This window comes from Verrucomicrobiia bacterium, assembly GCA_023953615.1.
Taxonomy (GTDB): Bacteria; Verrucomicrobiota; Verrucomicrobiia; order Limisphaerales; family JADLHS01; genus JADLHS01.
The window spans coordinates 1,548,125-1,561,669 of sequence record JAMLJH010000001.1 but is presented as its reverse complement, the minus strand read 5'-3'; the positions used below and the strand labels follow the sequence as shown (position 1 = coordinate 1,561,669).

Here is a 13,545-nt window from a genome sequence, read left to right as displayed (position 1 = left end):
TCACGGATTGGCTTTGCGCGTGCGCAGCGCCACGTCTTTCGACGAGAGCAGCTTGATGTAATCCAACAAAATCTGCTGGGTCTCTTCCAGCGGCGCGTCAATGGCTGGCGGCGTTTCCGGCTCCAATTCATCCGCCGCCAAATCACTTTCCACGGTGGCGCTGGTCAGGTTGGTGGCCACCACCGGCGGGGGTAACCCCGGCAGATCAACTTGCTTGAGCGTCAACTCGTAAACCGTCGGCGGAGTTGTCTGGCGCGCGAGCCGTTCTTTGTCCCGCGCCCGTTGGCGCGCATCGTCCTCGTCCCATTCCTGAATGCGTTGCTTCTCGTTCAAGGAAACGGAGTTCGCCGCTTGGGCCTTGCGGAATTGTTCGATGTCCTCGCGAATGTAAATGTATTCCTGGTTGGTGCTTAACCGTTGACTCGATTGCTCCAGTAATTCCGACAGGTACGGTTGCACCAGATTGAACCGCTCGTACCGCGCGCTCCGAATGACATCCCATGGCAGCGCATTCTCCAACGCCGCTTCGCCGATATCCTTCGCGTAATTCAACTTGGACGGCAGCACGAGGTCCGAAGTGACTCCTTTCAATTGCGTGGACGCTCCGCTGGCGCGATAAAATTTCGCCTTGGTGATCTTCAGCGTGCCCGGATTGTTGGTCATGTCGGCTTCCGGAATAAACATGCGCAACGGATTCAACTGTTGCACGGTGCCTTTGCCGTGTGTGGACGAATCGCCCACAATGAGCGCGCGGTTGTAATCCTGCAAAGCCCCGGCCAGAATCTCCGAGGCCGACGCGCTGAACCGGCTGGTCAATACAATCAACGGGCCGCCGTAGAGCATGGAAGCGTCGTCGTCCTTGTCAATGAATGGCGGTTGCTCCTCGCCGGGGCCGCGCACTTGCACCACCGGACCGTCCTTGATGAACAAGCCCGTTAATTTGACACATTCCTCGAGCGAGCCGCCGCCGTTCCGTCGCAAATCCAAAATGATCCCCTGAACATTTTCCGCTTCCAACTTCGTGAGGAGCCGCGCGACGTCGCGCGAGGTATAATGTGCGTCGTCGTTTTTTGCTGGGCCGCGGGAGTTGCTGCCCAAATCCATCGGCACATAGAACGACGGCAGATCAATCACCCCGATCCGGACGATCTGGCCGTCCGCGTTCGGCAGATCAATGATTTTTGCCTTGGCGGCCTGGTCGTCCAGTTTGATTTCTTCGCGAATCAGGGTCACCTCCCAGCGATCCGAAGTATTGTCGGTTCCCACCATGGTAAGGCGGACTTGCGAGCCTTTCGGTCCGCGCACCAGTTGCACGATTTTGTTCAGATTCATGTCCACCACGTCCACGGGGGGCGCATTGCTTTGCGCGACGGCGACAATCCGATCTCCCACTTTGATCTTGCCGCTCTTGGAAGCCGGACCGGGCTTTAGGTCCGCAATTTTGCAATACCCTTCGCCATCCGCCTGCAAGACCGCGCCGATGCCAAATAAGGACAGGTTCATGCCGATGGCGAAATTGTCCGCCTGGCGCGGATTGAAATAATCCGAGTGCGGATCGTACACGTGCGCCAGAGCCGTCAGGTAAAACTCCAACACTTCCTGCTCATCCAGTTCGTGATAGATGTGTTGGTTGCGCGTGTAACGCTTGTTCAGCTTTTCCACAATCTCTTCCGCGTCGGTTTTTTTTGGTGCATCGAAAGCTTTCGCCAGGTTCGTGCTGGTGTTGGTTGCGGAGCTTGTTGCCGTCGTCTTTTTCTTGGCATCGCGCGCGGCTTTCTGCCGTTCGGCATATTTGGCGATTTTTTCCTGTAAATACTCACTCCGCAGCCGCTGCCGCCAAAGCTGCCGCGCCTCATTCAAATCAACCGGATACGGTTCTTCCTTGCGGTTGGCCACGATGCTTTCCTCCGCCTCGAAGGCGAACTGTTCGGTCTTCAACAATTCCTGCACGTAGGCGACGCGCTGGTCGAGTCGCTCCAGGAACCGATTGAAGATGAGGTAAGCCGGTCGGGTGTCTGCCGCCAGACGCCGACCCAAGGTCAAATTATCCAGCCGATCCCGATAAGGGGCGAATTCCGCGAGATCAGCTTGCGTAAAATACAATCGCTGTGGATCAAGCGCCTGCAGATACATTTGCAGAAATCTTTCCGAATAAGTGTCGTCGAAGGGATGTTGGCGGTAATGCCCCTGTTCCAGCACGCGGGCGGTGATGTAGGCGATCTCACCGTCATCCGGCGTGGGCGCGAGCAGTTTCGTAGCGACTTGCGTTGGATCGGGACCGATCTGATCGGCGAATAAACCCCCAGCCAACGGCATGAGCGCCATCAACAATAACCCCACTAAAACTCTGAATCGTCGTAACTTGAGCATAAATGAATGAACCCGGCGTTATTTCGACCGATTATAGACGCAAACATTCAATGACGCCAGCGATGGTTTCCCGATCCAAGGCAACCCCGGCCTCCAACTTCCGGTTCTGCCCGGGCCGATTTTTCGCCAGTTCCGGGGCGAATGGTTTCATGAATGATCGCGCTCAGCGGTGCCCGTCGCATCGTTACAGACCAATCGGATGCCACGCGGTTTTCAACTCCACCGTGTCCAGAATGGCGTAGGCATCCTCGCCGCGCGCAGTGAACCACGCCTTGGTCGGCAACGCCCGATTGGCATAGCGCTTCAAGTTGACTGCGGGACCGGTTTGCAAAACCGCACGCAGCGCCGGGTCGCCGGCGCCGTCCACAATCGCGTTGATGTCCAGGTGCGAAGCAAGATGCGGCGCCAATTCATCGCGCCGCCCCGTGAGAATGTTGATCACGCCGCCGGGAACATCGCTGGTGGCCAGGATTTCACTAAAGGTCACGGCGGGTAGTGGAAATTTTTCTGAAGCCACTACGACGGCCGTATTGCCGCTTAAAATTACGGGCGCCAGCAGCGAAGCCAGCGCCAGCAACGCCGGTTCATCCGGCGCCAGCAGTGCCACCACCCCGGTTGGTTCCGGTGTGGAAAAATTAAAATGCGAACTGGCCACGGGATTGACGCTGCCGAAAACCTGCTGATACTTGTCCGTCCAACCCGCAAAATGCACCAACCGGTCAACCGTCAAAGTGGCCTCACGCCGAGCGCCGGCCGGGCGGCAACAGGTCGCCCGCACAATCTCGGTCACCAGCTCATCCGCCCGATTCTGCAACATTTCCGCGGCACGATAGAGAATCTGACCGCGATTGTAGGCGGTGGCCCGGCTCCATCCCGTCAACGCCTGACGCGCCGCCCCGACGGCTTCCCGCAGGTCTTTGCGCGAAGCGTGACTGTAATTATCAAGGTGCAGGCCGCGAACCGATCGCGCCGCCAGATAACGCCCGCTTTCGCTCCGCGGGAACTTGCCACCAATGTAAAGTTTGTAAGTCTTCTTGACCTCGATTCGCCCGGCCATGACCCGAGACTAGACCAGCGGTATCCCGGCGGCAAGAATCCAGACCAGTCCACCCCTGGCCCATCGGCGCCGGAGTTGTCCGCGCCGCCGCCAGTGATTAAACTGGGCGCATGGCTTTGGTTCGGATTCTGGTTGATGGTTACAGTCTGCTGCACAGTTGGCCGACGCTGATTCGCGGCCAGCCGCCGCATTCGGCCGCCGCCCGGAATGAACTCATCCGGATTTTGACCCAGTACCAGGACGCGGCGAATACGCCGGTGACGATTTTCTTCGATGGAAGCGGCGCGCCACCGCACACGCCGAAAGACGCCACCAACCCGGTGGAAGTTTTGTTTTCGAGCGGGGGGCGCACGGCGGACGACTTGATCGAGCGCGCGGCGCACCGGTTTCAGGAATACGGTGAAGTTCTGGTGGTGACGAACGATCGGGCCGAACGCGATACCGTGAATGCCTCGGGCGGCTTGACAGTTTCCTGCCTGAATTTCATCGGCATGGTGGAAAGCGCATTGCAGACCTTGAATGAAAATGTGAAACAATATAATCGCAACGAACAAAAGCGTTTTCGACAAAGTTGATGTCACTGCTCAAAATCCTACGCTCCGCCGTCTGGTTAAGCCTGCTTTCGCTTGGCGGGATTGCGCCAGCCCAGCCGACGACCGAAACCAACGCTCCCGCCCTCGAGCGATTTCTGTTTATCGTGGAAACTTCCGCGCCGATGCAGAAGCGTGCGGAAAACACGCAACGCCTGGTTGCCAACATCATTGCGGCTGGATTGAACGGGCAAATGGGTTCGCGCGCCTCTCTCGGACTGTGGACCTTTAATGACCAACTGTTGACCGGAAAACTGCCGGCGCAAACCTGGACTCCAGAAACGCGTCAGTTGTTGGGGCTGACCTTTGCTCGAGTGCTGCAAAACCAGCCTTACGAAAAATCACCGCAGCTTTCGGTTATTTGGGAGGCCGTTACCAACATCGTCGCAAAGTCTGACCACCTCACTTTGCTGCTTTTGACCTCCGGACAAAACCCCATCCACGGCACTCCTTACGACCCTACGATCTCAGCCACCTTCGCGAGCAATCTCGAGCAACAGCGTCAGGCCAATATGCCGTTTCTCACCATTTTGCGCGCTGTCAAAGGCCAGTTCGTGGCCTTCTCGGTCAGCACGCCGCCCTGGCCGCTGGAGATTCCTGAATACCCTGAAGAGTTCAAAATGCCCGCGGTGGTCAACCCGCCGCCGCTCCGCCTCGCGCCAACTTCCGCTCCGCCATTGATCATCAAACAGTCGGATTTGGCGCCGCCACCCGAAGACTTTTCCTATTACCTGCCGATCGCGCCAGATGCCGTAACCAATCTAGGTCTGGCCGCAACGGGCTTGATCTATCTGGAAATATCCAATTCCATCGCCGCATCTCCGACGGGTACCAACGCGATCGTTACGGCAATCACGCCGCCGAGTGCGGATATCATCCGGACTAATTTCCTGCGGGATCAGGAAACCGAGACTCCGCGGCCGCTGGTCCAGCGCCCCGTGTTCCAGATCGGTGCGTTGGTGGTTTTCCTGTTGGTAATGATGATCTTGCGGCGGCGGTTGCACCGGAAATCGCGCGCGGCGGTGCTGGCGCGGTCCGCAGAACGCGAGCGGGAGTGAGATTATTCCACGCGCAACCAGATGGTTTTCAAATACGCCGGCTCCTCCCGGCTGATGGGAAAATCCGGCGGCTGCGGAGCATAATGGCGCTGCACGATTTTGCGCCGGGATCCGTGAATCGCGGCTTCAATCTGGGCGATGAATTTTCGGGGTTCTAAACGCGCCGCATTGCTCGAGGCCAGCAGGACGCCGCCGGGTTTCAGCCCCGGTAAAGTCGCCGCAACCAGTTCGCCGTAATCTTTCTCCGCTCGAAAAGCGCCGTGAGCCTTTGACTGTGAAAACGTGGGAGGATCGAGCACCACGACGTCAAAATGTCGTCCCCGCCTGGCCCAACGCCGCAACCAATCAAACGTGTCACCAAAAACGAAATCATGTTGCGCCGGGTCCAATCCGTTGAGCGCAAAGTTGCGCTTGCCCCATTCCAGATATTTTTTGGATAAGTCCAGGCTGGTCGTTCGCGCGCCACCCAAAGCGGCACAAACGGAAAACCCGCACGTGTAGGCGAACGCGTTCAGGACTTCCAGCGTCGCGGTCGGGTCGCGCGGCGCAAGGGGGCTAAAGTCGGCGGCAATATGTCGGGTGAGAAACCGGCGCCGATTATCGCGTTGATCCAAAAACAAACCGACTGAATAGCCCTCATTGAAACTCAACTCAAACTTCACCCCATTCTCCTGAATCACGAAAGGCCCGGACGCCGGCAGTCCCGCGACGCATTGAGGCGACGGATCCGCCGTGGCGCCGCGCAACCGCCGTATTAAAGTTTTGTGGTAGTGCCGCGCGCCTAATTGCTGCTGCAAACCCACCGGTAATCGCCTTTCGCTCTGCGACAATTGAAACGCGCCCAGTTGATCCACATAAACCCCCGGCCAACCGTCGCTCGCGCCGTGGAGCCGACGGAAACTGTCGGTTTCTGTCGGCGCGATGAAAGCCGCCCGCAAACCGGCGGCCGCGTCGGTTTGAAAATCCACCGTAGCCGTGAACGTGAGCGGTTGGTGCGTGGCGGGATGCGCCAAACTTAATTCCGCCGCATGCAAACTCACGCGCGGAAAGGGCGCGCCGCCGTACAGAACGTCACCAAGGATCGGGCATCCTTGCGCGGCAGCATGAACGCGGATTTGATGCGTTCGCCCCGTCAACGGCTCGGCGGTCATCGCGTAAAGCCGCTGACTGATGTGCGACGCCAGGCTGGGCGCGACTTGGCGAAGCCAGGCCTCGTCAATCTGAGTGGTAAAACGGGTTTCGGCCGGCAATCCGTGCGGATGGACAACATAACGTTCGCCATCACGGAGGATTTGGGAGCGGATGACGAATGACGTTCGTTTCGGGCGCCGATCCGTCAGCAGCAAGTATTTCTTGCGCACCGCTCGCTGCGTGAATTGTTCCGTCAACGACCGATTGGCCAACGTGGTTTTCCCAAAAATGAGCACGCCGCTGGTGACGCGATCCAGTCGGTGGATGATGGCCAGGCTCGCCCAGCGCGGCTCGCGATGTTTGAGCCAATCGTAAATGCCTTCCCCGGCGTGGCGCTCCGGCGCGTGCGTGTTCCAGCCTGCGGGCTTGTTCACGACAAGGAGATGCTCATCCTCAAACAGAACACATGGCGGCAAGATGGATGGTGTTGGCGGCATGACGGATTGTAAATAGTACTCGGCCTCGCGGCGAAATTGATTCTGGCCGGCTGGCGAATTGAACTCCAGCCGTGCGCTCAGAAAAATTTCCAGGCTTCGCCGCCCTGCCAAACCACGTACACCCCGAGCAAAAAGTTGGTGATCGCGTGCGCGGTGATTGCATCCCCCAGATGCCCGCGTCGAATCGCCAGCCATTGGTAAGCCAGCCCGCAAAGGATGCCCGGCAGCCATTGGAAGTGCATGAAACCAAACAACACGGCGCACAGCACCATCGCCAGCCCATCGAAATGATTCAGCGCTACCTTGGTGAAATCGTATTTGATCAGATAGCGATAAACGAGTGAGCGATAAAACGCCTCCTCAATTGGCGGCACGAGTACGGTCATGCCGAAGATGCGAATGACGATCAGCGTCCAGGCCAGCGCCGAGCCAGCGCCGAAACGCGCGAAGGGATTCCAGATGCTTTCCACCGTGTCCTGCATCAACAGGTGGTTCTTGGGGTAAAACGGGTCCAAACCAACCCACAAGCCGAAGATGAGCAGCCCGATCCCAACCGCCGGCCAACTGCACGTCCAACGGATTTCCGGGACGAACCGGCGCATCTCCCAAACCACCCAAAGCCCAACCACCACTTTGATGGCGTAGGACCAGAATTTCATGTCGCCCCCGCCAATGCCCAGCGCGGTGATGCCGACCCAGATGGCGAACGGCATGAACCGCGCGTGTTCGGGTGACTTCCCCAAATACTCCCGTAATGTGGCGATCATTGCGGCGCGCAGAGTGCCGTGAATTTAGCGTCCCGACAAACTCAAAACATTCGTTTCGGTGGCACTGGCCAAGGTGACGTTCGTCGGCGAAATGGCGATGACGCGGAAACCGCCGGGGACGCGATCCCCCAGAAAAACCGTGCGGCCATCCAAAATTGCTGACGGGTTTTGCGGGTTGTAAAAGATGCCTTGCAGTTTGATTTGCGGGGGCGGCGGCACTTCCACCACCGCGACCGGATAACTGTTCGTATCCGGCTCATCCGGATGCTCGATGATGGTTGGTTCGACCGCTGCCAATGGCGCGACTGGCGGATCCACAATCCGCGCATCCACCGGCAACGGATTTTTATCAAGCTGCCCCACGACCCAGAAAAAAACAGCCAGCACGCCCAGGACGGTGGCCCCGCCGTACCACAATTCAGCTTTCCGATACCAAGGTTCGGCGTTGGTCATTGGTGATTCCAGCGGTGCGGAAGTTTCTGCTGCGAGCTTCGGTTCTTCCGGGGTGGCCTTCTCGTGCTTGCTCATAACTCAGATGGTCTATGCGTTTTCGAGGGAACGAGAATTGTCGCGTAAAGTCGCAACCCTGCCGATGGACACACGATCCCGGCGAAAAACTTCTCGAACCCGTCGTAAATTCAGCAAAAGCAGTGCCTTATATTCGTTGGCACGCTGAATTGTGGGACCGAGCTTAAGCTGGACCGAAAACAGACACCGATTGTGCGCGAATCAACCAATTACGCCTTAAACCGACAGAATCGCCCGTGCCGCGCGAACAAGAGCGGCGGCTTCGGTGGCTGTCCCGATCGTGATCCGCAGATAACGGCTCACCTCCGGGGCGCGAAACCAGCGGACCAAAATTTTTCGGTCCCGCAATTTCTGCAACCAAGCTTCCGCCGAATAACGGGGCGGTTGAACTAGAATGAAGTTGGTCTGGCTCGGCAACACGCGGAAGCCCAGCTTGGTCAAATCCCGACTTAATTTTTCGCGAGTGGCGATGATGCGCCGGAAGTTCGCCCGGTAATACGCCAAGTTATCCAAAGTGGCTTCAGCGGCGATCTGGCCAAGGCCGTTCACGTTGTAACTGTCGCGAATCTTGTGCAGTGCTGCGATCAGTTCCGCGTTGCCTACCAAATAGCCGACGCGCTGAAAGCAAAGCGAGTATGCCTTGGAAAATGTGCGCGCAACGAGAACCTGCGGATGTCGCAAAGCCAGTTTCATGGCGTGTTCAACGGCAAAATCCACATAAGCCTCATCCAGCACCACGATGCCCGATTGAGCGCGGCAAAGGGTTTCCAGCGCTTTTGCGGCATAGCCACGTCCGCTGGGCGCGTTCGGGGTCGTTACAAACGTAAGCGCGGCATCAAAACGCCATGAACCATCACGTTTAAGCGCAGAAAGGCGGGGTAAATCGAAATTTGGTTTCAGTGCCACGGGATTGGCGATGGCGCCGTGCGCCGCGGCCAAAACCGGATAGAGTGAATAGCTTGGAGTGAAGTACTGCACGACCGCGCGCGAACTCCGAACGCGAGAACTGGTGGCGGCCGGCTCGACGAACGCGCGAATCGCCAGAGCCAATACTTCGTCCGAACCATTGCCCACGATGATGTTCTCGGGACGACACCGATGCAGCTTCGCCAACTTGATGCGAAGTCGCTCCGCAGTGGGATGAGGATAAAGCCGCAAGCGATCATCCACGGCGGCGCGCGTCAACTTGAGGACTTGTGTTGCGGGCGGATAAGGATTTTCATTGGTGTTAAGTTTGATGAGTCCGGAAATCCTGGGTTGTTCTCCGGGCACATAGGCGTGCAATCGTTTGACGAGTGGACGGATGAATTTTTGTGGTGATGGCACTGGCATCGGTAACATTTCACAAGAATTTTCTTTTCAAGTCGAGCGCGACCGGAAACAAGTAATGTATGGAAAGTGAAAAAAACATTTGCGTTCGACTCCTACTTTCACATACAAACCAAGTTGTTCCAGAGATGTACCAAAAATTTTGCCTGAGAACACCGAACAAAAAACAACCCGCATCGGATCGGAGGTGAGACGCGTGGCCGCCAAGAAGAAGAAGAAAGCAGCGAAGAAAAAAAAGTAACTTGCTAAGTAACCGGGATGGAAAACTGGCTGTATCAAATTGGTTTTCCATCCTGGTTTTTCATTCCACCCGTTCCGCCCCTCCGCCATGGCCCGACTCGTCTTTGATATTGAAACCTCCGCGCAACCCCTGGCGCACTTCGATGAAGTGCAACAGGAATACCTGCTGCGCGATGCGGAACGCTTGCCATCCGAAGCGGAACGCCTCGCCAAACGCGCGGAACTGCAACGCATGTTCGCGCTCTGGCCGTTTACCGGACAAATCGTGTGCGTGGCCATGCTCAACGCCGATTCCTTGCGCGGTCAGGTGTTGTACACGGCGGACGATTATGAGGAAGACGCGGCCGAGGGTGGCCCCGTGGAGTTCATGCCCTGCGCCGACGAGGTGGAATTGCTCACCGCATTCTGGGATGTGGTGAAGCATTACGATGAGATTGTCACGTTTAACGGTCGCGGCTTTGACGTGCCCTTCCTTTATCTGCGTTCCGCTGCGTTGAATGTTCCCATCAGCAAAAAGAACTGGTTGGGCTACCGTTACGCCACCGAACCGCATTGTGACCTGGCCGAGCAATTCACGTTTTACGGCGTGAGCGGACGAGACGGCGCCGCGCGAAAATTTAATCTCGATTTCTACTGCAAAGCCTTTGGCGTGGAATCGCCCAAAGCCCAAGGCATCACCGGCATGGATGTCACCCAACTGATTCAGGAAGGAAAATTTCGCGAGATTGCCGAATACTGCCTGCGGGACGTGCGCGCAACGGTGGAACTATACCGCATCTGGAAAGAGCGGCTGGCGGGTATCAAATGAACCATTCGGGTCCCCGCCCCGCCGCCACCGGACTGACGCTCGTTTGCTTCGCGCTCAAGGACGAAGCCGCTCCGTTTCGGAAAATGCTGGTCGCTCGCGAGGATCCCGCCATTCTGATCACCGGTATCGGACGCAACAATGCGCGCCAAAGCCTCCTCAAATTTTTACAGACCACTTCACTGCGTCGGGTTTTCACTTGTGGCTTTGCCGGCGGCCTTAATCCTAAACTTCATATCGGTCAGGTGTTATTTGACACGTCCGATCCCAACCTGCTCCAAGCACTGTCCCGCACCGAAGCCGTTGCCGCATCATTCGTTTGTCTGGATCACATCGCCACAACCAGCGCGGAAAAACAAACCCTTCACGCTACGACCCGTGCGGATGCGGTGGAGATGGAATCCGATGTCATTCAGGCCATCTGCCGCGAACAAGGCATTCCATGCGCCACCGTAAGGGCAATTTCCGATACGGCGCAGGAAGACCTTCCGCTGGATTTCAATGCGCTCTCCAATCCCGATCAAAGTTTGAATTTTGGCAAGCTCGCGTGGACCATCCTCAAATCACCAGGAAAAATTCCCGCATTGTTGAAGTTGCAAACACGAACGAAACTGGCGGCAGCAAATCTAGCCTCAGTGCTGAGAGAAGTTACTCAACCTAACTGAATCAACGACAGCTATTATAGTCATTCACACGCAGGTTACTATTTCCGTTAACGATTGCGGATGTTGAATCGGCGTCAGACTCAATGGATTTTACCAACAAACGACGTTTTCGGACTATCATTGGCCGATCCGCGCCGCTGACGCGCGGATCAACAAACGATTCGGCTCCGTTTACTGGAGTTTGTGCCGTCTTGGTTGCACTCCGGCGCAACGACTGAACCGCACCTTGAACTTTTCTACGCGGATTGATGAGGAGTGGGGCTCGGCCCAAAAATCAGATAACGGTGCAATCCCGCCGGCTGAAGCAAATTTGGAAGTCACCCAAAACAAGGTCGGTTGGCATGATCGGTTACGTTCAAGCCTTGGAGCGTCGCGACGGCACTGAGAAACTCAAGCGAACACAATTTCTGTCGTGGTGCCGGCTTCGTCCCAGCCGCGCGTGGGTTTGACGGTCACGCTGCTGATGTCCTTGATCGAAATCTGCCGGCCACGCGTCTTGGCTGATTTCACCTCGATCTGGGAGGGATCGCAGGTTTGTTGGTTGATCTTTTGATGCGCGGCGGGTTTGTAGCGCACGTACAAAACTTTCGGCGTTCCGGGTTCAAAGAACAGGATGCGCGACTTCTCGGGAATGCAGAGATACGCTTTGTTTAGAATCGTGCCGCCAAACTTGAAGCGTTTCAAATAACTCGCCTTGCGATCAGTGTAGGCGCAGGTGAATACGGCTTCGCGATCCGGCAGGCCGCAGTAAAACAGTTCCGGCCCAACAAACAATTTCTCCGGCAGTTCAGTGACTTTGTACGTGCCATCCTTGAATACGAGGAGGATTTTATCGAACTTCGTACACTCGGTTTTGAACTCTTCGCCATTGACCTTGTAACCCACATAACCACTCTCGCGGTCGTAGGCGACCTTGAACGCCTTGAACGCGACTGCCTTGGTATCAATCTCCTCGTGCCGGGCGGACTTGGTGGTCAACCGCGGATACTGCGGTCCATATTTCGCCAGCAACGCTTCGAGATGCCCGATGACATACTTGGTGAGATTTTTCAGGTGCTTCCGCGTCTCCGCCAGGTCCGCCTTGGTCTGCTCCATTTCCTGACGGTGCTGGTTGATATCGAAGAGCGAAATCCGGCGAATGCGCACCTGTAACAACCGTTCAACGTCGGCCTCCACGAGGTCGCGCAACAATTCCTTCTTGAAGGGCTTGAAGCCCTCGTACACCGCGGCCTTCACCGTTTCGGCGGTTTTGCATTTTTCGATCAATTTGTAAATGCGTTCCTCGATGAAAATGCGTTCCAGCGTGCGGTAATGCAGCTCGTCCTGCAGTTTTTGCTCGCGCAGTTCCAGTTCGCGCTTGAGGAGCGCCACCAGTTGCTCGGTGTTCGCGCGCAACACCTCGCTCACCGTCAGTTCGACCGGGCGATTGTCCTGGATGACCACGATGCGGCTGGAAATGGTCACCTCGCAATCGGTGAACGCATACAGCGCGTCCATCAATTGATCCTGATCCACGCCCGCCGGGCATTTGATTTCAATTTCCACGTTTTCCGAGGTGAAATCGTTGATGGCTTTTACCTTCAACTTGCCCTTCTGCGACGCGGCTTCAATGGAAGCGATGAGTGATTCCGTTGTGGTGCCCGGCGGAATTTCGGTGATCACGACGGCGTGATCGTCCCGATACTTGATGCGCGCCCGCACCTTCACGCTGCCCTTGCCATCCTGATAATCGCGCGGGTCCATCAACCCGCCGGTCAGAAAATCCGGCACGCACTTGAAGGGCTGGTTTTTGAGAATGGCAATCTGCGCTTCGAGCAGTTCGGGGAAATTGTGCGGCAGAATCCGCGCGCTCAAACCAACGGCAATGCCTTCCGCGCCCAGCATCAGCGTGAGAGGTAGTTTGCTCGGAAGCGTGACCGGCTCCTGGTTGCGTCCGTCGTAACTGGGAATCAACTCGGTGATCTCGTCGTTGAACAACTCCGTGCGCGCCAGCCCGGTCAGCCGCGCTTCAATGTAGCGCGATGCCGCGGCGGGATCGCCCGTGTGGAGGTTGCCGAAGTTCCCCTGGCCTTCGATGAGATACCGCTTGTTGGCCAGCACCACGAGCGCATCCCCGATGGACGCATCGCCGTGCGGATGAAATTTCATCGTATCCCCGACGATGTTGGCGACTTTGGTGAAGCGACCATCGTCGGTTCGATGCATGGCCCAGAGAATGCGCCGCTGCACCGGCTTCAAGCCGTCCGCCAGATTCGGGATGGCGCGATCGCGGATGACGTAGCTGGCGTAATCCAGAAAGCCGCGATCCACCCGACGATGCAAACCCGCCGCGACCTGCTTCGGATTAAACGGACGATGCGTTATCGTTTCGACCGCTTTGGTGTCGAGAGGTTGGTGCCCGTTTCCATCGGTTGGCCCGAGATTCTTGTCTGGTTTTCGATCGTCAATCGGTAACTCCGGTTGATTGGATGTCTTCTTCCGTTTTCCTGAACGCATGCCCGGAAACCA

11 protein-coding genes are annotated in these 13,545 nt (G+C 56.9%); 4 read left to right on the top strand and 7 right to left on the bottom strand.

What is annotated here, in order from left to right; translation table 11 throughout:
• Together M9920_06540 and M9920_06535 are read right to left on the bottom strand one after the other, a co-directional pair.
• Entirely contained in the window at window positions 1-2,370 is a 2,370-nt protein-coding gene (locus M9920_06540; GenBank protein MCO5051942.1) for a carboxy terminal-processing peptidase, read from the bottom strand.
• 184 nt (window positions 2,371-2,554) lie between these two features.
• Window positions 2,555-3,427: an aldehyde dehydrogenase family protein gene (locus M9920_06535; protein MCO5051941.1), complete on the bottom strand. Its 873-nt coding sequence runs from the start codon at window positions 3,425-3,427 to the stop codon at window positions 2,555-2,557.
• Between the two features lie 110 nt (window positions 3,428-3,537).
• Here M9920_06535 and M9920_06530 point away from each other — a divergent pair, with 110 nt between their 5' ends.
• A complete protein-coding gene (locus tag M9920_06530) occupies window positions 3,538-4,002 on the top strand; it encodes an NYN domain-containing protein (protein ID MCO5051940.1) in 465 nt (154 codons plus the stop codon).
• Window positions 4,002-5,075, top strand: coding sequence for a hypothetical protein (locus M9920_06525; GenBank protein ID MCO5051939.1), 1,074 nt, complete (start codon window positions 4,002-4,004; stop codon window positions 5,073-5,075). The genes M9920_06530 and M9920_06525 overlap by 1 nt, the downstream gene beginning before the upstream one ends.
• 2 nt (window positions 5,076-5,077) lie before the next feature.
• Here the strand turns inward: M9920_06525 and M9920_06520 are convergent, their stop codons facing one another.
• The 4 genes from M9920_06520 to hisC form a co-directional block, all read right to left on the bottom strand.
• A complete protein-coding gene (locus M9920_06520) occupies window positions 5,078-6,640 on the bottom strand; it encodes a class I SAM-dependent methyltransferase (protein ID MCO5051938.1) in 1,563 nt (520 codons plus the stop codon).
• A 140-nt stretch (window positions 6,641-6,780) separates the two neighbouring features.
• Window positions 6,781-7,470 carry a CAAX prenyl protease-related protein gene (locus M9920_06515; protein ID MCO5051937.1) on the bottom strand — a complete coding sequence of 230 codons (690 nt, stop codon included), beginning with the start codon at window positions 7,468-7,470 and terminating at the stop codon, window positions 6,781-6,783.
• 24 nt (window positions 7,471-7,494) lie between these two features.
• Window positions 7,495-7,998, bottom strand: coding sequence for a hypothetical protein (locus tag M9920_06510; protein ID MCO5051936.1), 504 nt, complete (start codon window positions 7,996-7,998; stop codon window positions 7,495-7,497).
• A 216-nt stretch (window positions 7,999-8,214) separates the two neighbouring features.
• On the bottom strand, window positions 8,215-9,339 hold the full coding sequence (gene hisC, locus M9920_06505; protein ID MCO5051935.1) for a histidinol-phosphate transaminase: 1,125 nt from the start codon (window positions 9,337-9,339) through the stop codon (window positions 8,215-8,217).
• A 316-nt stretch (window positions 9,340-9,655) separates the two neighbouring features.
• Between hisC and M9920_06500 the strand changes: the two genes are divergently transcribed.
• Together M9920_06500 and M9920_06495 are read left to right on the top strand one after the other, a co-directional pair.
• Complete coding sequence (locus M9920_06500) at window positions 9,656-10,375, top strand: ribonuclease H-like domain-containing protein (protein ID MCO5051934.1); 720 nt, start codon at window positions 9,656-9,658, stop codon at window positions 10,373-10,375.
• Window positions 10,372-11,037 (top strand): hypothetical protein, encoded by a 666-nt coding sequence (locus M9920_06495; GenBank protein ID MCO5051933.1) that lies wholly within the window; start codon window positions 10,372-10,374, stop codon window positions 11,035-11,037. Before M9920_06500 ends, M9920_06495 begins: the two co-directional genes overlap by 4 nt.
• Window positions 11,038-11,427: 390 nt before the next feature.
• Here the strand turns inward: M9920_06495 and M9920_06490 are convergent, their stop codons facing one another.
• Window positions 11,428-13,533 carry a DNA topoisomerase IV subunit A gene (locus tag M9920_06490; protein MCO5051932.1) on the bottom strand — a complete coding sequence of 702 codons (2,106 nt, stop codon included), beginning with the start codon at window positions 13,531-13,533 and terminating at the stop codon, window positions 11,428-11,430.
• Window positions 13,534-13,545: the final 12 nt, after the last annotated feature.

Bases quoted from the DNA above. Each gene is read 5' to 3' on its own strand.
- M9920_06515 (MCO5051937.1), bottom strand. From the start codon at position 7,470: ATGATCGCCACATTACGGGAGTATTTGGGGAAGTCACCCGAACACGCG.
- M9920_06490 (MCO5051932.1), bottom strand. From the start codon at position 13,533: ATGCGTTCAGGAAAACGGAAGAAGACATCCAATCAACCGGAGTTACCG.
- M9920_06525 (MCO5051939.1), top strand. From the start codon at position 4,002: ATGTCACTGCTCAAAATCCTACGCTCCGCCGTCTGGTTAAGCCTGCTT.
- M9920_06530 (MCO5051940.1), top strand. From the start codon at position 3,538: ATGGCTTTGGTTCGGATTCTGGTTGATGGTTACAGTCTGCTGCACAGT.
- M9920_06535 (MCO5051941.1), bottom strand. From the start codon at position 3,427: ATGGCCGGGCGAATCGAGGTCAAGAAGACTTACAAACTTTACATTGGT.
- M9920_06540 (MCO5051942.1), bottom strand. From the start codon at position 2,370: ATGCTCAAGTTACGACGATTCAGAGTTTTAGTGGGGTTATTGTTGATG.
- hisC (MCO5051935.1), bottom strand. From the start codon at position 9,339: ATGTTACCGATGCCAGTGCCATCACCACAAAAATTCATCCGTCCACTC.
- M9920_06500 (MCO5051934.1), top strand. From the start codon at position 9,656: ATGGCCCGACTCGTCTTTGATATTGAAACCTCCGCGCAACCCCTGGCG.
- M9920_06510 (MCO5051936.1), bottom strand. From the start codon at position 7,998: ATGAGCAAGCACGAGAAGGCCACCCCGGAAGAACCGAAGCTCGCAGCA.
- M9920_06495 (MCO5051933.1), top strand. From the start codon at position 10,372: ATGAACCATTCGGGTCCCCGCCCCGCCGCCACCGGACTGACGCTCGTT.